The sequence below is a fragment of the Enterobacter cloacae complex sp. IR5458 genome (genome assembly GCF_049238025.1).
Classification (GTDB): domain Bacteria; phylum Pseudomonadota; class Gammaproteobacteria; order Enterobacterales; family Enterobacteriaceae; genus Enterobacter; species Enterobacter kobei.
This window is the reverse complement of record NZ_JBMKIF010000006.1, coordinates 55109-80168: the sequence shown is the minus strand read 5'-3', so window position 1 is coordinate 80168 and position 25060 is coordinate 55109. Positions and strand designations below refer to the sequence as shown.

Annotated in this window: 23 protein-coding genes; 13 read left to right on the top strand and 10 right to left on the bottom strand. The window is 54.7% G+C overall.

The genetic code is table 11. The features are described 5' to 3' along the window. Window positions 1-61: 61 nt before the first annotated feature. The 3 genes from fruB to fruA are packed head-to-tail and all read left to right on the top strand — an operon-like array spanning window position 62 to window position 3838. Window positions 62-1192 carry a fused PTS fructose transporter subunit IIA/HPr protein gene (gene fruB, locus ACOTYN_RS06775; RefSeq protein ID WP_023330930.1) on the top strand — a complete coding sequence of 377 codons (1131 nt, stop codon included), beginning with the start codon at window positions 62-64 and terminating at the stop codon, window positions 1190-1192. Then, window positions 1192-2130, top strand: coding sequence for a 1-phosphofructokinase (gene fruK, locus ACOTYN_RS06770; RefSeq protein WP_008500936.1), 939 nt, complete (start codon window positions 1192-1194; stop codon window positions 2128-2130). Before fruB ends, fruK begins: the two co-directional genes overlap by 1 nt. A 16-nt stretch (window positions 2131-2146) precedes the next feature. Further along, window positions 2147-3838 (top strand): PTS fructose transporter subunit IIBC, encoded by a 1692-nt coding sequence (gene fruA / locus ACOTYN_RS06765; protein ID WP_047625337.1) that lies wholly within the window; start codon window positions 2147-2149, stop codon window positions 3836-3838. A 45-nt stretch (window positions 3839-3883) separates the two neighbouring features. Here the strand turns inward: fruA and nfo are convergent, their stop codons facing one another. Both nfo and ACOTYN_RS06755 read right to left on the bottom strand, forming a co-directional pair. After that, window positions 3884-4741, bottom strand: coding sequence for a deoxyribonuclease IV (nfo, locus tag ACOTYN_RS06760; protein ID WP_014884574.1), 858 nt, complete (start codon window positions 4739-4741; stop codon window positions 3884-3886). A 64-nt stretch (window positions 4742-4805) separates the two neighbouring features. Next, window positions 4806-5852 (bottom strand): YeiH family protein, encoded by a 1047-nt coding sequence (locus tag ACOTYN_RS06755; protein WP_014884573.1) that lies wholly within the window; start codon window positions 5850-5852, stop codon window positions 4806-4808. A gap of 97 nt (window positions 5853-5949) precedes the next feature. On the opposite strand from ACOTYN_RS06755, the gene yieE reads away from it, so the two are divergent. Together yieE and lysP are read left to right on the top strand one after the other, a co-directional pair. After that, window positions 5950-6816 (top strand): DNA-binding transcriptional regulator YeiE, encoded by an 867-nt coding sequence (yieE, locus tag ACOTYN_RS06750; RefSeq protein ID WP_014884572.1) that lies wholly within the window; start codon window positions 5950-5952, stop codon window positions 6814-6816. Between the two features lie 170 nt (window positions 6817-6986). Further along, entirely contained in the window at window positions 6987-8456 is a 1470-nt protein-coding gene (gene lysP / locus ACOTYN_RS06745; RefSeq protein WP_014884571.1) for a lysine-specific permease, read from the top strand. 54 nt (window positions 8457-8510) lie between these two features. Here lysP and ACOTYN_RS06740 read toward each other — a convergent pair whose 3' ends face one another. Next, a complete protein-coding gene (locus ACOTYN_RS06740) occupies window positions 8511-10496 on the bottom strand; it encodes a ligand-gated channel protein (RefSeq protein WP_063434523.1) in 1986 nt (661 codons plus the stop codon). Between the two features lie 259 nt (window positions 10497-10755). Then, complete coding sequence (gene fghA / locus ACOTYN_RS06735) at window positions 10756-11583, bottom strand: S-formylglutathione hydrolase (RefSeq protein ID WP_045268786.1); 828 nt, start codon at window positions 11581-11583, stop codon at window positions 10756-10758. 138 nt (window positions 11584-11721) lie between these two features. Between fghA and ACOTYN_RS06730 the strand changes: the two genes are divergently transcribed. The 7 genes from ACOTYN_RS06730 (at window position 11722) to mglC (ending at window position 19915) form a co-directional block, all read left to right on the top strand. Further along, a complete protein-coding gene (locus tag ACOTYN_RS06730) occupies window positions 11722-12870 on the top strand; it encodes a YbfB/YjiJ family MFS transporter (RefSeq protein ID WP_032636021.1) in 1149 nt (382 codons plus the stop codon). Window positions 12871-12972: 102 nt separating this feature from the next. Then, window positions 12973-13641 carry a GTP cyclohydrolase I FolE gene (gene folE, locus ACOTYN_RS06725; RefSeq protein WP_014884567.1) on the top strand — a complete coding sequence of 223 codons (669 nt, stop codon included), beginning with the start codon at window positions 12973-12975 and terminating at the stop codon, window positions 13639-13641. Window positions 13642-13659: 18 nt separating this feature from the next. Beyond that, window positions 13660-14817, top strand: coding sequence for a DUF418 domain-containing protein YeiB (gene yeiB / locus ACOTYN_RS06720; protein ID WP_023338540.1), 1158 nt, complete (start codon window positions 13660-13662; stop codon window positions 14815-14817). 155 nt (window positions 14818-14972) lie between these two features. Beyond that, on the top strand, window positions 14973-15995 hold the full coding sequence (gene galS, locus ACOTYN_RS06715; protein ID WP_014884565.1) for an HTH-type transcriptional regulator GalS: 1023 nt from the start codon (window positions 14973-14975) through the stop codon (window positions 15993-15995). A 295-nt stretch (window positions 15996-16290) separates the two neighbouring features. Beyond that, the gene (gene mglB / locus ACOTYN_RS06710; RefSeq protein WP_014884564.1) at window positions 16291-17289 is read left to right on the top strand and encodes a galactose/glucose ABC transporter substrate-binding protein MglB; all 999 of its coding nucleotides are present in this window, start codon (window positions 16291-16293) and stop codon (window positions 17287-17289) included. A 79-nt stretch (window positions 17290-17368) separates the two neighbouring features. Then, a complete protein-coding gene (mglA, locus tag ACOTYN_RS06705; RefSeq protein ID WP_014884563.1) occupies window positions 17369-18889 on the top strand; it encodes a galactose/methyl galactoside ABC transporter ATP-binding protein MglA in 1521 nt (506 codons plus the stop codon). A gap of 15 nt (window positions 18890-18904) precedes the next feature. Beyond that, a complete protein-coding gene (gene mglC, locus ACOTYN_RS06700; RefSeq protein WP_013097952.1) occupies window positions 18905-19915 on the top strand; it encodes a galactose/methyl galactoside ABC transporter permease MglC in 1011 nt (336 codons plus the stop codon). A gap of 37 nt (window positions 19916-19952) precedes the next feature. Here mglC and ACOTYN_RS06695 read toward each other — a convergent pair whose 3' ends face one another. The 6 genes from ACOTYN_RS06695 to ACOTYN_RS06670 all read right to left on the bottom strand — a co-directional run bounded on the left by ACOTYN_RS06695 (window position 19953) and on the right by ACOTYN_RS06670 (window position 23913). Next, window positions 19953-20390 carry a helix-turn-helix transcriptional regulator gene (locus ACOTYN_RS06695; RefSeq protein WP_045134301.1) on the bottom strand — a complete coding sequence of 146 codons (438 nt, stop codon included), beginning with the start codon at window positions 20388-20390 and terminating at the stop codon, window positions 19953-19955. Further along, window positions 20387-20674, bottom strand: coding sequence for a hypothetical protein (locus tag ACOTYN_RS06690; protein WP_071922039.1), 288 nt, complete (start codon window positions 20672-20674; stop codon window positions 20387-20389). The genes ACOTYN_RS06695 and ACOTYN_RS06690 overlap by 4 nt, the downstream gene beginning before the upstream one ends. Window positions 20675-20970: 296 nt before the next feature. After that, on the bottom strand, window positions 20971-21684 hold the full coding sequence (gene sanA, locus ACOTYN_RS06685) for an outer membrane permeability protein SanA (protein ID WP_032636024.1): 714 nt from the start codon (window positions 21682-21684) through the stop codon (window positions 20971-20973). Between the two features lie 127 nt (window positions 21685-21811). Next, window positions 21812-22696, bottom strand: a complete 885-nt coding sequence (cdd, locus tag ACOTYN_RS06680) for a cytidine deaminase (RefSeq protein WP_063862112.1) — start codon at window positions 22694-22696, stop codon at window positions 21812-21814. 129 nt (window positions 22697-22825) lie between these two features. After that, on the bottom strand, window positions 22826-23521 hold the full coding sequence (locus tag ACOTYN_RS06675; protein ID WP_014884559.1) for a CidB/LrgB family autolysis modulator: 696 nt from the start codon (window positions 23519-23521) through the stop codon (window positions 22826-22828). Then, the gene (locus ACOTYN_RS06670; RefSeq protein ID WP_014884558.1) at window positions 23518-23913 is read right to left on the bottom strand and encodes a CidA/LrgA family protein; all 396 of its coding nucleotides are present in this window, start codon (window positions 23911-23913) and stop codon (window positions 23518-23520) included. Before ACOTYN_RS06670 ends, ACOTYN_RS06675 begins: the two co-directional genes overlap by 4 nt. 168 nt (window positions 23914-24081) lie before the next feature. On the opposite strand from ACOTYN_RS06670, the gene dusC reads away from it, so the two are divergent. Further along, entirely contained in the window at window positions 24082-25014 is a 933-nt protein-coding gene (gene dusC / locus ACOTYN_RS06665; protein WP_023330920.1) for a tRNA dihydrouridine(16) synthase DusC, read from the top strand. Window positions 25015-25060: the final 46 nt, after the last annotated feature.

Genomic DNA, 25060 nt, shown 5'->3' with positions numbered 1-25060 from the left:
GGCTAGCGTATTTTTTCTCATGTAAGCTGAAACGATTCACTTTCAGCAGGAGAGGAGAACCATGTTCCAGTTATCTGTTCAGGATATTCACCCGGGCGCTCAGGCCGGGGATAAAGAAGAGGCTATTCGTCAGGTTGCCGCTGCCCTTGTGCAGGCAGGCAACGTCGCGGACGGCTACGTAAACGGTATGCTGGCGCGCGAGCAGCAGACCTCCACCTTCCTCGGTAATGGGATTGCCATTCCGCACGGTACAACAGACACCCGCGACCAGGTGCTGAAAACCGGCGTGAAGGTTTATCAGTTCCCGCAGGGCGTGCTCTGGGGCGAAGGTCAGGTAGCGTATGTGGCTATCGGCATTGCGGCCAGCAGCGACGAACATTTGGGCCTGCTGCGTCAGCTAACGCATGTCCTGAGCGATGACGCCGTGGCAGAACAGCTGAAGTCAGCGACAACCGCTGAAGAGCTGCGTGCCTTGCTGATGGGTGAAAAACAGAGTGAAGCGCTGAAACTGGATAATGACACGCTGACGCTGGATGTTGTGGCTTCGGATCTGGTCACGCTGCAGGCGCTGAACGCGGGTCGTCTTAAAGAAGCCGGGGCGGCTGATGCCACCTTTGTGACGCGCGTGATTAACGACAAACCGTTGAATCTTGGCCAGGGTATCTGGCTGAACGACAGTGCTGAAGGCAACCTGCGCAGTGCTATCGCGGTGAGCCGTGCAGCCACAGCGTTTGACGTTGAGGGTGAGCCTGCCGCCATGCTGGTCACCGTGGCGATGAACGATGAGCAGCCAGTGTCGGTGCTGAAGCGTCTGGGCGATCTGCTGCTGAATAACAAAGCTGAAAAACTGCTGAACGCGGATGCTGCCACCGTGCTGGCTCTGCTGACCAGTGATGACGCGCTGACGGATGACCTGCTGACCGCTGAGTTCGTGGTACGTAACGAACACGGCCTGCACGCCCGTCCAGGCACCATGCTGGTGAATACCATTAAACAATTCGAAAGTGAGATCACCGTGGCTAACCTTGATGGCACGGGCAAACCGGCCAACGGCCGTAGTCTGATGAAAGTGGTCGCGCTGGGCGTGAAGAAAGGTCACCGTCTGCGTTTCACCGCGCAGGGTGCTGATGCTGAACAGGCGCTGAAAGCGATTGGCGACGCCATCGCGGCAGGTCTGGGGGAGGGCGCATAATGAGCAGACGTGTTGCGACTATTACGCTGAACCCGGCATATGACCTGGTGGGGTTTTGCCCGGAGATTGAGCGCGGCGAAGTAAACCTCGTGCGTACCACTGGCCTGCATGCTGCGGGCAAAGGGATTAACGTCGCGAAAGTGCTCAAGGATCTCGGTATCGATGTCACCGTGGGTGGATTCCTCGGTAAAGATAACCAGGACGGTTTCCAGCAGCTGTTCAGCGAGCTGGGCATTGCTAACCGCTTCCAGGTCGTTCAGGGCCGTACCCGTATCAACGTCAAGCTGACGGAGAAAGACGGTGAAGTGACTGACCTGAACTTCTCTGGCTTCGAAGTCACCCCGTCAGACTGGGAGCGCTTTGTTAACGACTCTCTCACCTGGCTCGGTCAGTTCGACATGGTGTGCGTCAGCGGCAGCCTGCCGTCTGGCGTGAGCCCGGAAGCGTTTACCGACTGGATGACGCGCCTGCGTAGCCAGTGCCCATGCATTATTTTCGACAGCAGCCGTGACGCACTGGTTGCGGGTCTGAAAGCGTCTCCATGGCTGGTGAAGCCGAATCGCCGCGAACTGGAGATTTGGGCTGGCCGTAAGCTGCCAGAATTAAAAGATGTGATTGATGCAGCCCATGCGCTGCGTGAGCAGGGTATCGCTCACGTCGTGATCTCGCTGGGTGCAGAAGGCGCGTTGTGGGTTAACGCTTCTGGCGAATGGATTGCCAAACCGCCGTCAATGGAAGTTGTGAGTACCGTTGGCGCTGGGGATTCGATGGTTGGCGGCCTGATTTACGGCCTGCTGATGCGTGAATCCAGTGAACATACGTTACGTCTTGCCACCGCCGTTGCAGCCCTGGCCGTGAGCCAGAGCAATGTCGGTATTACCGATCGTACCCAGTTAGCCGCGATGATGGCGCGCGTTGACTTAAAACCTTTTAACTAACAGCAGGAGAGGAATAATGAAAACGCTGCTGATCATTGACTCCGGTCTCGGACAGGCTCGCGCCTATATGGCGAAGACCCTGCTGGGCGCGGCGGCACAAAAAGCACACCTGGACATCATTGATAACCCGGGTGATGCTGAACTGGCGATTGTTCTGGGTGATAAAATCCCTGCGGACAGTGCGCTGAACGGTAAAAAAGTGTGGCTGGGCGATATTAATCGCGCGGTGGCACATCCAGACCTGTTCCTGAGTGAAGCGAAAGGCCACGCGTCGGTTTACAGCGCACCTGTCGCGACAGCACCGACCGCGGCTGCGGCCACCGGGCCGAAACGCATTGTGGCGGTAACGGCGTGTCCAACTGGGGTAGCGCATACCTTTATGGCGGCTGAAGCCATTGAAACCGAAGCGAAAAAACGCGGCTGGTGGGTAAAAGTCGAAACCCGTGGCTCCGTGGGTGCCGGTAACGCCATCACCCCGGAAGAAGTGGCGGAAGCCGATCTGGTGATTGTGGCGGCCGATATCGAAGTCGATCTGGCGAAGTTTGCCGGTAAGCCGATGTACCGCACCTCAACCGGCCTGGCGCTGAAAAAGACCGCTCAGGAATTTGATAAAGCGCTGGCGGAAGCCAAACCTTACCAGGCTACCGGTGCGGCTAAAACCGCCACCGAAGGGAAGAAAGAGTCTGCGGGGGCCTACCGTCACCTGCTGACGGGTGTGTCTTACATGCTGCCGATGGTGGTGGCGGGTGGTCTGTGTATCGCGCTGTCGTTTGCGTTTGGTATTACAGCATTTAAAGAAGAAGGTACGCTTGCGGCTGCGCTGATGCAGATCGGCGGGGGGTCAGCGTTCGCGCTGATGGTGCCGGTTCTGGCAGGCTTTATCGCTTTCTCCATCGCTGATCGTCCTGGTCTGACGCCGGGTCTTATTGGCGGTATGCTGGCCGTCAGCACCGGTTCCGGCTTTATCGGCGGTATCATTGCTGGCTTCCTGGCCGGTTACGTCGCGAAGCTGATCAGCTCGAAGCTGAAGCTGCCGCAGAGTATGGAAGCGCTGAAACCGATTCTCATCATCCCGCTGATTTCCAGCCTGGTGGTGGGTCTGGCGATGATTTACCTCATCGGTAAACCGGTAGCGGGCATCCTGACGGGTCTGACCCACTGGCTGCAAACCATGGGTACGGCGAACGCGGTTCTGCTGGGCGCAATCCTCGGCGGTATGATGTGTACCGATATGGGCGGTCCGGTGAACAAAGCGGCATACGCGTTTGGCGTTGGCCTGCTGAGTACCCAGACCTACGCGCCGATGGCGGCGATCATGGCGGCCGGTATGGTGCCACCTCTGGCGCTCGGCCTGGCGACCATTATCGCCCGTCGTAAGTTCGACAAAGCGCAGCAGGAAGGCGGTAAAGCGGCGCTGGTGCTGGGTCTGTGCTTCATTACCGAAGGTGCAATCCCGTTCGCGGCGCGTGATCCAATGCGTGTGCTGCCATGCTGTATCGTGGGCGGTGCGGTGACGGGGGCCATCTCCATGGCGATTGGCGCGAAGCTGATGGCACCACATGGTGGTCTGTTCGTCCTGCTGATCCCAGGCGCAATCACCCCGGTACTGGGTTACCTGCTGGCAATCATTGCCGGTACGCTGGTGGCGGGACTCTCTTACGCGGTGCTGAAACGTCCGGAAGCGGAAGTGGTTGCAAAAGCAGCGTAAGCGATAAGCAACAAAAAAGCCGGGTGCGAAGCAACCCGGCTTTTTTTATGCCGCCTGTTCAGCGGTCTGCTGTGCCTTGAGCCAGGCGATCTCTTCCGCCCAGATATCCGGATTGATGGTTTCCAGCACCATGGGGATACCGTCGAAACGGGCATCCTGCATAATAAAGCGAAATGCATCGTGACCGATATTGCCTTCGCCCAGGCTATGGTGGCGGTCAACCCGGCTACCAAAGGCGCTTTTCGCATCGTTGAGGTGCATACCGCGCAGGTACTTGAAGCCAACGATGCGCTCAAACTCATCGAACGTGTTTTTCGTTGCCTCGGTTGTACGCAGATCGTAACCGGCCGCAAACGCGTGACAGGTATCAATGCACACGCCCACGCGGGATTTATCTTCCACGCCGTCGATGATCGCCGCCAGATGTTCGAACTTAAAGCCGAGATTGCTGCCCTGACCGGCGGTGTTTTCGATCACCGCGGTCACGCCGTTGGTTTTCTCCAGGGTGATGTTGATGGACTCAGCAATACGCGCCAGACAGGCGTCTTCGTCGATCTGCATCAGATGGCTACCCGGATGGAAGTTCAGCAGCGTCAGCCCCAGCTGTTCACAGCGCTGCACTTCATCAAGGAACGCCTCGCGGGATTTATCCAGCGCTTCCTGAACCGGATGACCGAGGTTAATCAGATAGCTGTCGTGGGGAAGGATCTGGCCCGGCCCGTAGTGGTATTTTTCACAGGCGGCTTTGAAATCATCAATCACGTCGGTGGTGAGCGGTGCGGCGCGCCACTGGCGCTGATTTTTGGTGAACAGGGCGAAAGCGGTTGCCTCGATTTCGGCGGCGCGAATGGCGGCGTTTGCAAGGCCACCTGCAGCGCTGACGTGCGCTCCAACATATTTCATAAAAAGACTCCTGTTAACCCGAAACGCTTATCATAACGGGTTAACAGGAGAACGACGAGAGGGTTTATGCCATCAGGCTGTGTACGGCGAGGTTAATCGCGCCGCCGCCCACAATCAGCCAGATAAAGAGCACCAGCGCCATCAGCAGCGGTTTTGCACCGGCTTTTTTCAGGGCGCTGACGTGCGTGGTCACACCCAGAGCCGCCATCGCCATGGCCAGCAGCACCGTATCCAGCGTCACCAGCATATCCACGACCGCTTTTGGCAGCAGGTGGAACGAGTTAAAGATAGCGACCACGATGAACAGGATCGCAAACCACGGAATGGTGATTTTGCTTTTCTCGCTGCCACCTGCCGGAGCCAGTTGCTTAACCCGCGCGGCCAGGAAAATCAGGAACGGGGCCAGCATCATGACGCGCAGCATTTTGGCGATGACCGCGGCATTTTCCGCTTCCGGATTGATGGCGTGACCTGCTGCGACCACCTGTGCTACCTCGTGCATCGTCGAACCGATATAGATGCCGTAGGTTTCCGGGCTAAACCAGTGCGCCACCAGCGGATACATAGCCGGATAAAGGAAGATCGCCAGCGTACCGAAGATGACCACCGTCGCGACGGCCACCGTCACTTTACTGGCTTCAGCTTTAACGACCGGTTCCGTTGCCAGTACCGCTGCCGCACCGCAAATGCTGCTGCCTGCGCCAATTAACCAGCTGGTCTGCTTGTCCAGGCCAAACACCTTCTGGCCGATAAAGCAGGCCAGCATAAAGGTGCTCGAAAGGGTCAGGACATCAATGGCAATCCCGCTCACGCCGACATCCGCAATCTGCGAAAAGGTCAGGCGGAAACCGTAAAGAATAATGCCCAGACGTAATAAATGTTGTTTGGCGAAAATGACGCCCCCGTCGCAGGATTTCCAGATGTGCGGGTAGACGGTATTCCCGACCACCATGCCGAGCAAAATAGCCAGCGTTAAGGCACTAAACCCGGCACCGGCCACTGCCGGTATACTGCCGCCCCATAAGGCCACACCGGTGACGACGGCGCTGAGCGCGAGACCCGGCACGAAGTGCCACACTGTACGATGATGTTGTAAGGTGAGTTCTGACATAACCTTCTCCTTTGTCTGGCTAAAGGTTACGGCGATCTGGCTTAAAAATAAAATTGATTATATACTTATAATCAATCTATATAAGTGGTAAGTGACTATGCACATTACATTGCGTCAGCTGGAAGTGTTTGCCGAAGTGCTGAAGAGCGGCTCTACGACTCAGGCGTCACAAATGCTGGCGCTCTCTCAGTCTGCCGTTAGCGCGGCGTTGACCGATCTTGAAGGACAGTTAGGCGTTCAGCTTTTCGACAGGGTAGGGAAGCGTCTGGTGGTCAATGAGCATGGCCGCCTGCTTTACCCGCGCGCGCTGGCCCTGCTGGAGCAGGCTATCGAAATTGAACAGCTGTTCCGCGAAGACAACGGCGCGATCCGCGTTTTTGCCAGCAGTACCATCGGTAACTACATCCTGCCGGAAGTGATTGCCCGCTATCGCCGGGATTTTCCCTCGTTGCCGCTGGAGATGAGCGTGGGTAACAGCCAGGACGTCATCAACGCGGTGATCGATTTTCGCGTGGACATCGGTCTCATTGAAGGTCCGTGCCACAACGTCGATATCATCGCTGAGCCCTGGCTGGAAGACGAGCTGGTGGTGTTTGCCTCCCCGGCCTCTTCTTTATTACAGGGCGAGGTGACGCTGGAGCGCCTGGCGCAGGCTCAGTGGATCCTGCGCGAGCAGGGTTCCGGCACGCGTGAAATTGTCGATTACCTGCTGCTGTCTCATTTGCCGCATTTCCAGCTGGGAATGGAGCTGGGGAACTCGGAGGCGATTAAGCATGCGGTGCGTCATGGACTGGGTATCAGCTGCCTTTCCCGACGCGTGATTGCCGAACAGCTTGAGACGGGATCGCTGGTGGAAATTCCTGTTCCATTGCCGAAACTGGTGCGCACGCTGTGGTGCATCCATCATCGTCAGAAACACCTTTCCAGTTCGCTGCAGCGTTTTCTGCGCTATTGCGAGATGTGAAATTGCCCCTCATCCTGGCCCTCTCCCCAAAAGGGGGAGGGAAAAATGATGCTTTACTTATAATCCTGGCCGCGTCATGAAGCTCTCTTATAACTGAGTATTTCTGCCGGAAGGAACGCCGATCGTCTGCTACAATCGCGCCTCATTTATTGAATGGACAGCATTTTCACATGGTTTCAGAAACTAAAACCACAGAAGCGCCCACGCTACGTCGTGAACTCAAGGCGCGTCACCTGACGATGATCGCCATTGGCGGCTCCATCGGTACAGGTCTTTTCGTTGCCTCTGGCGCAACGATTTCGGCAGCTGGCCCGGGTGGGGCATTATTCTCTTATATCCTGATTGGCCTGATGGTCTACTTCCTGATGACCAGCCTGGGTGAACTGGCGGCATACATGCCGGTATCCGGTTCGTTTTCGACCTACGGACAAAAATACGTGGAAGAAGGCTTCGGCTTCGCGCTGGGCTGGAACTATTGGTACAACTGGGCTGTTACCATCGCCGTTGACCTCGTCGCCGCACAGCTGGTGATGACCTGGTGGTTCCCGGACACGCCGGGCTGGATCTGGAGCGCGTTGTTCCTGGTCGTCATTTTCCTGCTGAACTACATCTCCGTACGCGGGTTTGGTGAAGCGGAATACTGGTTCTCTTTGATCAAAGTGGCAACCGTCATCATCTTTATCGTCGTCGGTGTGGCGATGATCGTTGGTATTTTCAAAGGGGCAGAGCCTGCGGGCTGGAGCAACTGGACAATAGGCGATGCGCCGTTTGCCGGTGGGTTCTCGGCCATGATTGGCGTGGCGATGATTGTCGGCTTCTCTTTCCAGGGCACTGAGCTGATTGGTATTGCGGCCGGTGAATCTGAAAACCCGGAGAAGAACATTCCTCGCGCGGTGCGTCAGGTCTTCTGGCGTATCCTGCTGTTCTACGTGTTCGCGATCCTGATTATCAGCCTGATCATTCCGTATACCGATCCAAGCCTGCTGCGTAACGATGTGAAAGACATCAGCGTCAGCCCGTTCACTCTGGTCTTCCAGCACGCGGGACTGCTCTCTGCGGCGGCGGTAATGAATGCGGTGATCCTGACGGCAGTGCTGTCAGCGGGTAACTCCGGTATGTACGCGTCCACCCGTATGCTTTACACCCTGGCCTGCGACGGTAAAGCGCCGCGCATCTTCGCTAAACTGTCTCGCGGTGGTGTGCCACGTAACGCTCTGTACGCCACCACGGTGATTGCCGGTCTGTGCTTCCTGACCTCCATGTTCGGCAACCAGACGGTTTACCTGTGGCTGCTTAACACTTCCGGGATGACGGGCTTTATCGCCTGGCTGGGCATTGCCATCAGCCACTATCGCTTCCGTCGCGGTTACGTAATGCAAGGTCATGATCTGAACGACCTGCCGTATCGCTCAGGGTTCTTCCCGCTGGGGCCAATTTTCGCCTTCATTCTGTGTCTGATTATTACGCTGGGTCAGAACTATGAAGCGTTCCTCGCGGATACTATCGACTGGGGCGCCGTCACGGCAACCTACATTGGTATTCCGCTGTTCCTGATCATCTGGTTTGGTTACAAACTGACGAAAGGAACACACTTCGTTCGCTACAGTGAAATGGAATTCCCGGAACGATTTAAACAATAACCGCAATTCCTCTCTTTCAGCCCGCTCATTCGAGCGGGCTTTTTTATGGGGCGGTTAGAAGCTGTAAGTCATGCCCACGGTATAACGACGTCCATCAAGCACGGTGTCATACGTATCGTAATCAATTTGCTTATCGAGCACGTTATACACACCGGCAGTCACAAGCAGGTTTTTGTTCGCGTTGTAGCGCAGACCCACATCCACCTGGGTATAGGACGGTGTACCCTGGGACATTGATGTACGGCTCAGATACTCAGACGTTTTACCGCGTAGGTTCAGACGACTCCAGAAGCCGACGTCTGGTGTCGCCTGCCAGTCCAGGGTGGTATTGAACATATGTTTTGGCATTTTGTTCAACGGCTTACCGGAGAACTGGCCGCTCTTCTGCTCGGATTCCGTATAAGTGTAGTTGGCAGTCCAGTTCACATCGCGCGTGATTTTCCAGCCGAAGGTAGACTCCACGCCGCGCATGTTGGCTTTGTCCACGTTGACGCGGTCGCTCACGAAATCATAGCTGTGATCGCCAATCGTACAGGCGGGATCGGAACTGCTGTTACAGCGGCGAACTTCAGTAATTTTGTCTTTGAAGTCGGTATTGAACAGCGTCACACCGGCATTAAGATTGTCGTTATTATCCCAGAGCAGGGCGATCTCTTCACTCAGACTCTTCTCTGGTTTCAGGTCCGGGTTGCCAACGATGATACCGTCAAGACGGCCACCACCCGTTACCTGCCCCCAGCTGGCAGACGACTGACGCAGGTCCGGTGCACGGTAGCCCGCAGAAACCCCGCCTTTCAATGTCCACTGATCGGCGAGGTGCCATACACCGTAACCACGTGGCGTCCAGTTAGTACCATAGTTTTGGTCTTTGTCCATGCGCAGGCCGCCGGTTAACGTAAAGCTTTCCGTCATTGCCCATTCATCTTCGGCAAACAGTGCCCAACTCCAGCGTGTCAGTTTGTTCAGGCCATCGGCAGCCTCCAGCTGATTGCCGTTGTCGCGCAGTTTCTCATAGCGATATTGCCCGCCGAGAGTCAGGGTATGATCGGCGAGGAAGATCTGGTTCTGGTTGTTGAAGGTGGTGTTGTACGAGCGCATTTCACGATCCGGGTTATTCGTCTCTTCCTGTTGGATATAGCTGGTGGTATTGAAGTCGTCGTAATAACCGCTGTGGGTTAATGAGTAGGTGGTATGTTCATAGCGGGTTTCGCTTTTGGTATTTGGTGTACAGGTCGTTCCACGGCAGGTTTCCGTCGCTTTCGACATCCCCGGCGTGCTGTTTCTGTCCTGAAGTTCACGGGCAAAGTCGAGGTCGAAATCATTTTGCTCGTCCGGCGTGAAATTCAACGTAATACCGCCGTTACGCATTTTCTGCTCGTTATACCCGTTCACAATCTTATCTTCTGCGCGGCGTGACAAAAGCCCCGTCACTTTTGCGCCAAGCAGCCCGTCAATCAGGGGACCTGAAGCGTAGGCGTTGGTCTGAAAGATATCACCGGAATCATTGTTTTCCTGGAAGGTTGCATCGCCATGCAACGAACCTGTCCAGGCTTTGGTGTTCGACACTTTTTTGGTAATGACGTTGATGACTCCACCCATTGCATCAGAGCCGTAAAGTGAGGACATCGGGCCACGGATAACCTCGATACGCTCAATGGACTCCAGCGGCGGCAGCCAGCCTTGTTCAATGCCCGAGTTGTCGCTGTTTGGGCGGGTACTGCGCGTACTCACGCGTTTGCCGTTCACCAGGAACAGCGTGTACTGCGATGCCATGCCGCGAATACTGATATCACTGCTGCTCCCGCCGCCAGTAACGACGACACCCGGGACGTCTTTCAGGGCATCGGTGACATCACGGTAGGCTTTATCTTCAATCTGCTGTTTTGAAATCACCGAGATGGAGGCGGGGGCATTCTGGATTTTTTGTTCAAAACCCGTCGCAGTGACGACAACGGTGTCCTGATCGGCTGCGTGAACGAAGGAGGAAAGTGTGGCGGCGCCAATGGCAGCGGCCAGCAATTTAACGTGTGGTATTGTCATTTGTACATTCCGTATAAAAAGAAAAAAACTCCATCGGGATAACCCTGAGAACTGTATGTATTTGTCTTGTAAGCACTCTTTGTGATGGAGAAGAGTCTGGAATTGTACAAAAGAATGTATAATTGTAAACACAAATGATAATTGAAATCATTTGTGTTTGATGCGTTGGCAAGAAAATAGCCTGGATTCAAGCGGATAGGATTATGTCAATAAGGGGAAAAGCCCGACAGGCGAGAGGCTATCGGGCAAATAGCGAAAATTACGCGAACAAATGCGCCGCGTGGAAGCGGAGATGATCCTCAATAAAGGAGGCCATAAAGTAATAGCTGTGGTCATATCCTGGCTGAATGCGCAGCGTGAGCGGCCAGTCCTTCTGGCGTGCCGCTTCAGCTAAAACGGCGGGCTGGAGTTGCCCGGCGAGGAACTGATCCGCATCGCCCTGATCGATAAGCATCGGGATCGCATTCGCTGAGTCGCTCGCCAGCATCAGCGTACAGCTGTCCCATTCCTGCCATTTCGTTTCATCTTTGCCCAGATAGTGGGTGAAGGCTTTTTGTCCCCACGGTACCTGCGTTGGGTTAACAATCGGTGCGAACGCAGAGACGCTGGTATATTTCCCGGGGTTTTTCAGCGCCATGATTAGCGCCCCGTGTCCACCCATGGAATGTCCGCTGATGGCGCAGCGATCGTTTACCGCGAATTCGGCCTGAATCAGCGCAGGCAGCTCGTCACGGATGTAGTCATACATACGATAATGACTCGCCCATGGCTGCTCGGTCGCATTCAGGTAAAACCCGGCGCCTTTACCCAGGTCGTATCCTGCATCATCCGCCACATCGTCCCCACGGGGGCTGGTATCGGGCATCACCAGCGCGATACCCAGCTCGGCCGCAATACGCTGCGCACCGGCTTTGGTTGTGAAGTTTTCGTCGTTGCAGGTCAGGCCAGAAAGCCAGAACAGAACAGGCGGATTCTCTGCCGGAGGCAGGAAAATACTGAACGTCATGGCGCAGTTCAGCGTGGTGGAGTCGTGCCGCCAGCGCTGCTGTCGACCTTCAAAACAACGGTGCTCTTCGAGCAGTTCCATGCAAGGCTCCTTAATGAGAATAGCTATTCATTAGCATCATAATACAGCGTTTTCATTTACCTGTGAGCAACTTTCACTTTCGCGGAACGGCAAGATGCTGCATCATAAATTTACTTTTCTTTAACAATTGGAGCGGTCATGGCGCTGCGTATTGCGCTTAGTGGGTTTGTCGTGCTGGTGGTGGCGATGGGGATAGGGCGCTTTGCCTTTACGCCTCAGGTACCGCTGATGATTGCCGCCGGGCAACTCACGCTCACCAGCGCAGGCCTGGTGGCGGCGATGAATTATCTTGGCTATCTGGTGGGAGCATGGGATGCCATGCGCGCGCACCGCTTTGTTGAAACGCGGCTCTGGCTCGGCATTACGGGTGCGGTTGCTTTGACGCTGCTCTCCGCGGCGGCGGATAACGCCGTCGTACACGGCCTGCTGCGCTTTGCGATCGGCTGCATGAGTGGCTGGTCAATGGTACTCATTGCCGCCTGGACCAACGAGCGGCTGGGGCAACTGGGTAAACCGGGGCTCAGTGCTGCGGTGTTTGCCGGCCCCGGCGCGGGTATCGCCCTGAGCGGCCTGCTCGCGGTCTATATTCAGGCGAAATCCCTTTCGGCCGGTGCGGCGTGGCAGATCTACGGCGTGCTGGCGCTCGTGTTGATTGCGCTGGTGGCACGCTATCTGCCGCGTGCGGGCCAGCTTCATCGCCCGGGGACTGCGCCTGAGCCGTTGCGGCTGACCGCGGATTTAAAGCGCCTGGTCTGGAGCTACAGCCTGGCGGGATTTGGCTATATCCTTCCGGCGACCTTTTTATCGCAAATGGCCGCCGTGCGCTTTCCCGGCAGCCTGTTTGCTCAGTTTGTCTGGCCGATTTTTGGTCTCGCCGCTGTGGTGGGGATTGCGCTCAGCATTGCCTTGCGACATATCTCCACGGCTAACCGCAGGCTGGCTATCGTGCTGTGGCTTCAGGGCGCGGGTGTCCTGGCGGCCTGGCTGCTGCCGGGCATCGGCGGTTTGCTGACGGGCGGGCTGCTGGTAGGTGGTGGGTTCCTTTGCGCCGTGCAGCTCTCTCTTTTATACGGCCGAGAGCTGGCACCGAACCACACGCGTTATATGGCGGGACTGCTCACCACCGGGTATGCCATCGGGCAGTTGATTGGCCCGGTGACGTCGGCGCTATCGACCTGGCTAACCCACCGGCTGGAGCCTGCGCTGGGGCTGGCGGGCGTCGCGTTGTTCATCGGCGGCGCCCTGGTCTGGAATCGTCACGCTGAAAGGCAACAGCAATTGCAATAATTATCGTCGTGAATACTGGATTATGTGCGTCGCCTCACGCACAATGAGCGCATACTTTTGCCACAACGAGGGCGAAAGACGCCACACCTGCAGGAGAAGAAAATGTCATCACTCAGTAAAGAAGCTGCCCTGGTCCATGAAGCCCTGCTTGCGCGCGGTCTCGAAACGCCATTGCGTCCGCCCGTTGAGGATATGGACAATGAAACCCGTAAAAGTCTGATTTCCGGGCATATGACCGAGATCATGCAACTGCTGAATCTCGATCTGAGCGATGACAGTCTGATGGAGACGCCTAAGCGCATCGCGAAAATGTACGTCGACGAAATTTTCTCTGGCCTGGATTACGCCAACTTCCCGAAAATTACCGTTATTGAAAATAAGATGAAGGTGGACGAGATGGTCACGGTACGTGATATCACGCTGACCAGCACCTGCGAACATCACTTCGTTACTATCGACGGTAAAGCGACCGTGGCTTACATTCCGAAAGATACGGTGATTGGTCTGTCGAAGATCAACCGTATTGTGCAGTTCTTCGCGCAGCGTCCTCAGGTTCAGGAGCGTCTGACGCAGCAGATCCTGATTGCCCTGCAAACGCTGCTGGGCACCAATAACGTGGCGGTCTCCATCGATGCCGTTCACTACTGCGTGAAAGCCCGCGGCGTACGTGATGCGACCAGTGCAACCACCACCACTTCGCTGGGCGGTCTGTTTAAATCGAGCCAGAACACCCGCCAGGAGTTCCTGCGCGCCGTGCGTCACCACAACTAATCTCACAGGGCAGGGACCATGGAGCGAAACGTCACGCTCGATTTTGTTCGCGGCGTCGCCATACTGGGTATCCTGCTGCTGAATATTAGCGCCTTTGGTCTGCCGAAGGCCGCTTATCTCAATCCCGCCTGGTACGGTGACATCACCCGAAGCGATGCCTGGACCTGGGCAATCCTTGACCTGTTTGCCCAGGTTAAATTCCTCACGCTCTTTGCCCTGCTGTTTGGCGCAGGACTACAGCTTCTGCTTAAACGCGGCACCCGCTGGATCCAGTCGCGCTTAACCCTGCTGGTGATCCTCGGTTTTATCCACGGTCTGTTCTTCTGGGACGGCGATATTCTTCTCGCGTATGGGTTAGTCGGGCTTATCTGCTGGCGTCTCATTCGTGATGCGCACAGCGTGAAAAGCCTGTTTAACACCGGCGTGATGCTTTACCTCATGGGGCTTGGGGTGCTGCTGCTGCTGGGGATGATCTCTGGCGAAGCGACCAACCGTTCCTGGATCCCGGATGCTGCAAACCTCCAGTACGAGCAGTTCTGGAAGCTAAAAGGCGGTACGGAAGCCATTAGCAACCGGGCGGATATGCTGGGGGATAACCTTCTTGCGCTGGGGGCGCAATACGGCTGGCAGCTGGCAGGGATGATGCTGATGGGGGCGTCATTGATGCGCACCGGGTGGCTGAAAGGGGAGTTCAGCCTGCGTCATTATCGTCGCACCGGGGCGGGGCTGGTTCTGCTCGGCGTGCTGATAAACCTCCCGGCGGTGATGACACAGTGGCACATTCACTGGGATTATCGCTGGTGCGCTTTCCTGCTCCAGGTACCGCGTGAACTGAGCGCGCCATTCCAGACCATCGGCTACGCGGCGCTAATATATGGCTTCTGGCCGCAGCTTTCTCGCCTGTGGCTTGTCAGCGCAGTCGCCTGCGTCGGGCGCATGGCGTTAAGCAATTACCTCCTGCAAACGTTGATATGCACCACGATTTTCTATCGCTTTGGCCTGTTTATGAAATTCGACCGCCTCGGGCTGCTGGCGTTTGTTATTCCGATCTGGGCGGTTAATCTGGCGTTTTCCGTTATCTGGCTGCGTTATTTCCGTCAGGGGCCGCTGGAGTGGGTGTGGCGTCAGTTAACCGCACATGCTTCAGGGGTATCATTGAGTAATACATCCAGATAACGATCTGGATCACAATCATTAACAAAACGGATGTAAGCGTTTTCATGACTGTGAGCTTCTTCACGTAGTCCCTTTTCTCTCGCTGCCAAAATAGCCACCTTGCTAAACACAGGGGGTGTCTGTGAGTTGCTGCAATCCTTTGAAGGATGGTGAATATGATCACCATTCGTGATGTCGCCCGTCTGGCGGGCGTTTCTGTGGCTACCGTCTCCCGCGTACTGAACAACAGTGCGCTGGTGAGCCCTGAAACCCGTGAAACCGTAATGAAAGCCGTGACCCAGCTCGGGTACCGGCCAAATGCCAACGCGCAGGCGCTTGCCACGCAGGTCAGCGATACCATCGGCGTGGTGGTGATGGATGTCTCAGACGCCTTTTTCGGTGCGCTGGTGAAAGCGGTCGATGTGGTTGCCCAGCAGCATCAAAAATATGTGCTGATTGGCAACAGCTATCATGAGGCGGAGAAAGAGCGTCATGCCATCGAAGTACTGATTCGCCAGCGCTGTAACGCCCTGATTGTTCACTCCAAAGCCTTAAGTGATGAAGAGCTTGCCGGGTTTATGGAACAGATTCCGGGCATGGTGCTGATTAACCGGATTGTGCCGGGCTATGCCCACCGCTGTGTTGGGCTGGATAACGTCAGCGGCGCCATGATGGCCACCAAAATGCTTATCAATAACGGCCATCAGCGGATCGGTTATCTTGCCTCCAGCCATCAAATTGAAGATGACGCGTACCGGCGTGAGGGCTGGCAAAACGCCCTGAAAGAACACGGCATTACCGCATCAGAGAGCTGGATCGGCACCGGTACGCCTGACATGCAGGGCGGTGAGGCGGCAATGGTGGAGTTGCTGGGCCGCAATCTGCAGCTTTCTGCGGTGTTTGCGTATAACGACAGCATGGCAGCGGGCGCGCTGACGGCACTGAAAGATAACGGCATTGCGGTGCCGCAGCATTTGTCGTTGATTGGCTTTGACGACATTCCGATCGCCCGTTACACCGACCCGCAGCTGACCACGGTGCGCTATCCCATTGCTTCTATGGCAAAACTGGCTACTGAACTGGCGTTACAGGGAGCCGCAGGGCTGCTGGATCCTGGGGCGACGCATTGCTTCATGCCAACCCTGGTGCGTCGACATTCCGTCGCGTCGCGGCAAATTGTGGCTCCGATCACTAACTGATTACATGAGGTGATGTAACCGTTTTCAATCTGTGAGTAAATTCACAGTATCTTAACAAGGCGCTGACTATGATGTCAGCGTTTTAGCAGCTGAAACGCTATGTAACGGTGATTATTCACTTTAACAGTAGCCAATGTGCCGCAAACAACGAATAAAACGCATTTCTGGAGCGTTACCGACCACGGAAGAGAGAAATTTTATAAGTGAACGTCGGCTGTCAGTAACGTTTTATTAACATCTGCCTGCCGCTCGTTATTCACCAGAACTACCCTGCATAAAAAAAACCGGAGATACCATGAATAAGAAGGTGTTGACCCTGTCTGCTGTAATGGCAAGCATGCTTTTTGGTGCAGCAGCGCACGCTGCAGATACCCGTATTGGTGTGACGATTTATAAATACGACGACAACTTCATGTCTGTTGTACGTAAAGCTATCGAGAAAGATGCGAAAGCAGCGCCAGACGTACAGCTGCTGATGAATGACTCCCAGAATGACCAGTCCAAACAGAACGACCAGATCGACGTTCTTCTGGCGAAAGGCGTGAAAGCCCTGGCGATCAACCTGGTTGACCCGGCTGCAGCAGGCACGGTAATTGAAAAAGCGCGCGGCCAGAATGTGCCAATCGTCTTCTTCAACAAAGAACCTTCACGTAAAGCGCTGGATAGCTATGACAAAGCGTATTACGTCGGTACTGACTCCAAAGAGTCCGGCATTATTCAGGGCGATCTGATCGCGAAACACTGGGCAGCGAACCCGAACTGGGACCTGAACAAAGACGGTCAGATCCAGTTCGTTCTGCTGAAAGGCGAACCTGGTCACCCGGATGCTGAAGCGCGTACGACTTACGTTATCAAAGAGCTGAATGATAAGGGCCTGAAAACCCAGCAGCTGGCATTAGATACCGCGATGTGGGATACCGCCCAGGCGAAAGATAAGATGGATGCCTGGCTGTCCGGCCCTAACGCGAACAAAATCGAAGTGGTTATCGCCAACAACGATGCGATGGCAATGGGTGCGGTAGAAGCGCTGAAAGCCCACAATAAATCGTCCATTCCGGTATTCGGTGTGGATGCCCTGCCAGAAGCGCTGGCGCTGGTTAAATCTGGCGCGATGGCCGGTACCGTTCTGAACGATGCCAATAACCAGGCGAAAGCCACCTTCGATCTGGCGAAAAACCTCGCTGACGGTAAAGGCGCGGCAGATGGCACCAGCTGGAAAATTGACAACAAAATCGTTCGCGTACCTTACGTGGGCGTAGACCAGTCCAACCTGGCTGAGTTTATCGGTAAATAAGTGAGTTAACCTGTCTCCACTGGGCGCAATTCGTTGCGCCCTTTTATAACGCGATATGCGAGGCCAACAAGGTATAATTATGGTCAGCACAACTACTCAGTCAACCGGTGAATACTTGTTGGAAATGAACGGTATTAACAAGTCATTTCCCGGTGTTAAGGCACTCGATAATGTTAATTTAAAAGTCCGTCCTCACTCTATTCATGCATTAATGGGGGAGAACGGTGCGGGTAAATCAACATTATTAAAATGTCTTTTTGGGATCTATCAAAAAGATTCTGGCAGCATTCTTTTTCAGGGGAAAGAGATCGATTTCCATTCAGCGAAAGAAGCACTGGAAAACGGTATCTCGATGGTTCACCAGGAATTAAACCTGGTACTGCAACGTTCCGTTATGGATAACATGTGGTTGGGGCGTTATCCAACCAAAGGTGTCTTTGTCGATCAGGACAAAATGTATCGTGACACCAAAGCGATTTTTGATGAGCTGGATATTGATATCGATCCGCGCGCTCGCGTGGGAACCTTATCCGTCTCACAAATGCAGATGATCGAAATTGCCAAAGCGTTCTCCTATGATGCGAAAATCGTCATCATGGACGAACCGACATCGTCATTAACGGAAAAAGAGGTTAATCACCTTTTTACCATTATTCGTAAGCTGAAAGAACGCGGCTGCGGCATTGTCTACATCTCTCACAAAATGGAAGAGATCTTCCAGCTGTGCGATGAGATTACCATCCTGCGCGACGGCCAGTGGATTGCCACGCAGCCGCTGGAAGGGCTGGATATGGACAAGATCATCGCCATGATGGTTGGCCGCTCCCTTAACCAGCGCTTCCCGGACAAAGAGAACAAGCCGGGTGAAGTGATTCTTGAAGTGCGCAATCTCACCTCGCTGCGTCAGCCGTCCATCCGCGATGTCTCCTTCGACCTGCACAAAGGCGAAATCCTGGGGATTGCCGGTCTGGTGGGGGCAAAGCGTACCGACATTGTAGAAACCTTGTTTGGTATCCGTGAGAAGGCCCAGGGCACCATTACGCTGCACGGAAAGAAAATTAACAACCACAATGCCAACGAAGCCATTAATAACGGTTTTGCGCTGGTAACGGAAGAACGTCGTTCGACGGGTATTTATGCTTATCTGGATATTAACTTTAACTCGTTAATTTCTAATATTCGTAATTACAAAAATAAAGTCGGACTGCTGGATAACTCCCGCATGAAGAGCGATACCCAGTGGGTGATTGACTCCATGCGCGTGAAGACGCCTGGCCACCGCACGCAAATTGGTTCGCTTTCGGGGGGTAACCAGCAAAAAGTCATTATCGGACGTTGGTTATTAACCCAGCCAGAAATTCTGATGCTGGATGAACCTACCCGTGGCATTGACGTCGGCGCGAAGTTTGAAATTTATCAGCTGATTGCCGAGCTGGCGAAAAAGAATAAAGGGATCATTATTATTTCTTCCGAAATGCCGGAACTGTTAGGGATCACAGACCGTATTCTGGTTATGAGCAATGGTCTCGTTGCCGGTATTGTTGACACCAAAACGACAACGCAAAACGAAATTTTGCGTCTTGCGTCTTTGCACCTTTAAGATCAGGGGCTCCTCATGAGTGCGTTAAATAAAAAAAGTTTTCTCACTTACCTGAAAGAAGGCGGAATTTACGTTGTTCTTTTAGTCCTGCTGGCCATTATCATTTTTCAGGACCCTACGTTCTTAAGTCTGCTGAACCTGAGTAACATTCTGACCCAGTCTTCCGTGCGTATTATCATTGCACTGGGCGTGGCGGGCCTTATCGTCACCCAGGGTACTGACCTTTCTGCCGGTCGTCAGGTCGGCCTGGCGGCGGTTATTGCGGCAACCCTGCTGCAGTCGATGGAAAACGCCAACAAGGTCTTCCCGGAAATGGCGACCATGCCGATTTTCGTGGTGATACTGATTGTCTGCGCCATCGGCGCGGTGATTGGTCTGATCAACGGTATCATCATCGCTTACCTGAACGTGACGCCATTTATCACCACGCTGGGTACGATGATCATCGTTTACGGTATCAACTCCCTCTACTACGACTTCGTGGGCGCGTCTCCTATCTCGGGCTTTGACAGCGGCTTCTCAACCTTCACGCAAGGGTTTATCGCGCTGGGCAGTTTCCGCCTGTCGTATATCACCTTCTATGCGCTGATCGCGGTGGCGTTCGTCTGGATCCTGTGGAACAAAACGCGCTTTGGTAAAAACATCTTTGCTATCGGCGGTAACCCGGAAGCGGCGAAAGTCTCCGGCGTCAACGTGGCCCTGAACCTGCTGATGATCTATGCCCTGTCCGGGGTGTTCTACGCCTTCGGTGGGATGCTGGAAGCGGGTCGTATCGGTTCTGCAACCAACAACCTCGGCTTTATGTACGAACTGGATGCGATTGCAGCCTGTGTGGTCGGCGGCGTCTCCTTCAGCGGCGGCGTAGGTACCGTACTCGGCGTGGTCACCGGTGTGATCATCTTCACCGTGATCAACTACGGCCTGACCTACATCGGCGTGAACCCGTACTGGCAGTACATCATTAAAGGCGCGATTATTATCTTCGCTGTTGCGCTGGATTCACTGAAGTACGCACGTAAGAAGTAAGCTCAACAATGAAAAACCCGCAGCGATGCGGGTTTTTTTATGAGAAAAGTGAGGCTATCAGCGATTTTGAAATGGGCACCAGCCCGGTTTGAAGCCCGAAGGGTTTAAAGATTTTGTTAATGATGTCAGCGGAATAGTTGCCTCTGTTATTTTCTACATCTGACAATGTTTTTCGGGATACGCTGACTAATTTTGCATATTCATCCTGTTTTAGCCCCAACACCTCGACCCTGAGTTTCCTCAGTGCTTCTCCTTGCGTGATTTTACCCAACAATATGTCCCGAATGGCTGCGTGCAAGAGATCCTGACGATCGCGTGTATCGACGCGTGTTAAGCCTGGTGAAACGCGTTGCCTGTTTACCTGCGTTAACTTGTCAGGATCCTCTGCGTCGTCATGATGTCTCCTTCCATTTGCGCTGCGTATACGGGCTAATGTTTGCAGAAACTCTGACTCTGTCTTATCGGGTGTTTTCATAATAAGCCCCAGCGGGAAAGTTTGTCTGGAATAAAGCGAAAACCGATTGCAGGCATTTCCAGTATCTGTTTTGGAACACCGCGCGCCGCCAATCTTTCCGGTAGGTCGACGAGTTGAACGGCTGTCTCATGCAGGGCGTTAAGCAACGTCGAAGGGGGAATCCACTCCGCCAGCTCCGGTTGCGCCACCTGCCGCGGCGCCTCTTTCCTGGGCATAATCCAGAAAGTCGGCTGCCCGCTCGATGACGTCCGTAACTGTAAACGTTTTAGCGCTTGCGAATTCATTCCATTCCGGTACGGATTCTTTAATGCGTAAATTCCCAACAGGGGACATTGTGCCAAATTTTAGCAATAAAAAATTTTGCTGGCTGAGTGGTAATTCACTGATACCAAGCGCATTTATCCAGTAGCGACGACTGGCGCCGGCGGGAATGATATCGTCGATGAATCGCAGCCAGCCTGGATTTCCGTGGTCATTAAAAAAAGTGATACGGGGTGATTAAGGCAAGTAATGCCACTTATATCTCACATTATCCATTTTTTGAGAGGTTAATGAGTAATATATTACTCATTGTGCAAATTTATTTTTTCTTCTGCAGATCAAGCAGTTGCTCCGGTGTCACAGCCGGGTAACCCTGCGCGTCTTCCGGTACTTCATGCATCGCCGGAATCGGCACCAGCGGGCCTAAAAAGCGCGGTTCACGTTTGAAAATGTAGAGGTCCGCCAATGCGCCAAAGCGCGCGCCAAATTCGCGCACGCGCACGCTCAGCATATCTTTAGGCGACGGCACCGCGTAGCACTGCGCCTGAATACCCATATGCAGCGCAATAAACAGCGCGCGCTCGCAGTGGAAACGCTGGGTGATGATGATGAAGTCGTTGGTGTCGAACACTTTGCGGGTGCGCACGATGGAGTCGAGGGTGCGGAAGCCTGCGTAGTCGAGCACGATGTCGGCAGGATCCACGCCTGCGGCAATCAGGTCCTTACGCATCGTCACCGGTTCGTTATAGCTTTGCAGCGCGTTATCACCGCTTAACAGCAGATAGTTCACCTTGCCGCTGTTGTAAGCGTTCAGCGCGCCCTGAATTCGGTAACGATAATACTGGTTGATCACCCCGGTTCGGTAGTACTTGGCGGTGCCGAGCACCACACCCACCTGGCGATAGGGCAGGTCCTGCAGGTCATCAAAGATGTAAGGAGCGGTTTTCCAGCTCATCCAGCGGTCGAGACCCAGCACGATCAACAGCAGTATGCCGACCAGGACAGACAGGCTGTAAAAAACGCGCTTTAACATGGAGATGGCTCGTTCGTGGATGAAAGTTCACTCAGGCTACTTTACCCGTCTGGTTAGCGCAAGAAACAGCGACTCAACTGAGGGGTTTTTCAGCAATGTGGCGGACATTTCAGTCCGCCGGAAGGATTTATGCCAGCAGTACGCGGTCGATCGTCGTGCAGCCTAACGCCCTGAGCGTCGCGGCGGTGGCATCCCACTGAATCAGTGGCGCATCGGCCTTTTCGGCCAGAATTGCGCGCTGAATGTCGGGGTAGTCGTAGCCGCTCAGGCTCAGCAGGTTGAGCGCACCCTGCAGCGGCGGCAGCGTTGGGTTAAACGCGGCGTTTTCCGCATAGCTGCCGGTGAAGATACGGCCATCGCGGCACTGCAGCGCCACGCCGCTTGGGGCGTTACTGTACGGCGTGTGGCTCTTGTTAGCCGCACGAATGGCCGCTTCGCTCAGGTCATCGCCGGACAGGGCGAAACCATGATCCTGCTCGTCCATCAGCAGCGTTTTAATGTCCAGATCTTTCGGGCCGAAGGCATCCGGCAGGTAATCGCCCAGCGTGTGTGGCGCACGTCCCGGCAGGTTGATGCGCAGTTGCAGCCCGCTGTTCAGCTCGTTCATAAACTGACGGCAGTGGCCGCACGGCGTGTAGTTCACGGTGATGGCGCTCAGAGCCTTTTCACCGCGCAACCAGGCGTGGCTGATGGCGCTCTGCTCCGCATGAACGGTTTGCTGCATGGTTGCGCCCAGGAACTCCATGTTTCCACCGAAGTACCAGGTTCCGCTGACGCCGCGCGCAATAGCGCCGACGTTGAAGTGGGAGAGATCGGCACGCGCGCAGGCGGCAGCCAGGGGCAGCAGTGCGAAAGCCAGCGCGTCTTCGTCCAGTCCCGCTGCTTGTTTCAGCATGGTGACCTGCTCTGCCGTCAGCAGGGCGGGGAAATGTGCATCTGCCAGGACGGGAGCAAGGGCTGATTGCAAATTCTCTGCAAGCTGAGCGAAGGCAGCTTGAAAACGTGGGTGCATGGCGTTTGCCTCATAAAGGTTAATGGATCGGTAGTTTACGGAGCCGCTGGGGCTTTATATGTGATCCACTTCTCATTATGTATGCAACTTATGAAATCAAAATGAAATTTGCGCGACGCATCGCAAATTTTAGCCCATCACCGCCAGAATCAACGGGAAAATGAACGGGGCGAGCAGGGAGGTGATAATCCCGCAGATCACCAGCGCCAGGGAGCTAAAAGCCCCTTCCTGATAGTCCAGCTCCGCGCAGCGGGCGGTACCCAGGGCGTGCGAGGCGGTACCCATCGACAATCCCCGCGCCGCTTTAGTATGGATCCGCATCGCGTTCAGGAGGGTGTGACCAAACACCGCGCCGAGAATACCGACGAAAATGACGCACATCGCGCTGATGGCCGGGATCCCGCCGAGGCTGCCGCCTACCGCCATTGCGATAGGTGTGGTCACCGATTTAGGCAGAATAGAGGCCGCAATTTGTGGCGAAGCGCCCATCAATAGCGCCACCGACGTGCCGGTGATCATCGCCACCAGGCTGCCCACAAAACAGATAGTAATGATGGATTTCCAGCGGGCGCGGATCTGGTGCAACTGCTCATATAAAGGAAAGGCGAGGGCCACAACGGCGGGCTGCAACAGGTCGTTTAAAATTTTGCTGCCGGCAAAGTAACGTTCGTAAGGGATGCCGGTGAGCAGCAGGAAAGGAATAATTACCACCATCGCCACCAGCAGGGGGTTGAGCAGCGGCATTTTGAAGCGTGCGGCAAGTTTACGCGCGGCGAAGAAGACCAGCAGGGTTAACGGCAGAGACCACCAGATATTAGCCATCATTTTTTTGTTTTCTCCCCGATGACGTTACGTTCGCCATGTACCAGATGTGAACTCCAGCTCACGACAAGGAAAACCACCAGCGTGCTAACCGCGCAGGAGACCACAATCGGGCCGAACTGGGCTTTGAGCAAATCAAAATACTGCATGACCCCGACGCCGATGGGCACGAAAAGCAGAGCCATATAGCGGATGAGGACGAAACAGCCGGGGTTAACCCACTTTGCGGGCAGAATTTGCAGCGCCAGTAAAACAAAGAGGATCAGCATGCCGATAATGCTGCCAGGAATGGTGATAGGCAGCAGCGACGCGATAAAAATCCCGGCATACAGGCAGGCGTAAATCAGGACGAATGCGCGCAGATATTGCCAGATAATGTTCAATGATTTGCTCATGGTGATAGTCCTTGATGAAACGCATTCATCATACAATTAAACCTGAAAATGTGCCACGGATCACATCATGAATTTTGAGCATACCAGACATTCCGGAATGGAACGCCGGGCTTTCCACATACATACAGAGCAGCTACTATAGCGCGTCTTTTTTCACAGGTACTCAGAATGCGTGTTTTACTGGCCCCGATGGAAGGCGTGCTCGACTCTCTTGTGCGCGAGCTGCTTACCGAGGTGAACGATTACGATCTCTGCGTGACGGAGTTTTTGCGCGTGGTCGATATGTTGCTGCCAGAAAAGTCATTCTACCGTCTCTGTCCTGAACTGCACCGCCAGAGCCGGACCCCTTCCGGTACGCTGGTGCGGATCCAGCTGTTAGGCCAGTATCCTGAATGGCTGGCGGAAAACGCCGCCAGGGCCGTGGCGCTGGGTTCGTATGGCGTCGATCTCAACTGCGGTTGTCCGTCAAAGCTGGTCAACGGCAGCGGCGGCGGGGCAACGCTACTCAAGGATCCTGAGCTGATTTATCGCGGCGCAAAAGCCATGCGCGAGGCGGTACCCTCGCATCTGCCGGTCACCGTGAAAGTTCGTCTGGGCTGGGACAGCGGAGATAAGCAGTTTGAAATTGCCGATGCGGTGCAGCAGGCTGGTGCCACCGAGCTGGTGGTGCATGGCCGCACCAAGGAAGATGGTTATAAAGCTGAGCGGATTAACTGGCAGGCGATTGGCGAGATCCGCAAACGGCTCACTATTCCGGTGATCGCTAACGGCGAAATCTGGGATTACGAAAGCGCGCAGGCATGCCTGAAAGAGACGGGCTGCAATGCGGTGATGATTGGCCGCGGAGCGCTGAACGTGCCCAACCTCAGTCGCGTCGTGAAATATAACGAACCGCGTATGCCATGGGCTGACGTGGTGACGCTGCTGCAAAAATACAGCCGTCTGGAAAAGCAGGGTGATACCGGTTTGTATCACGTCGCGCGGATCAAGCAGTGGCTGAGCTATTTACGTAAAGAATACAGCGAAGCGCTGGGGTTATTTCAGGCGATCCGCACGCTCCAGACGTCGGCTGAAATTGCGCGGGTCATTCAGTCAAAATAACTAGCGGTAATATTTAAATTTAAATAATTCACTCAGTGAATATTTT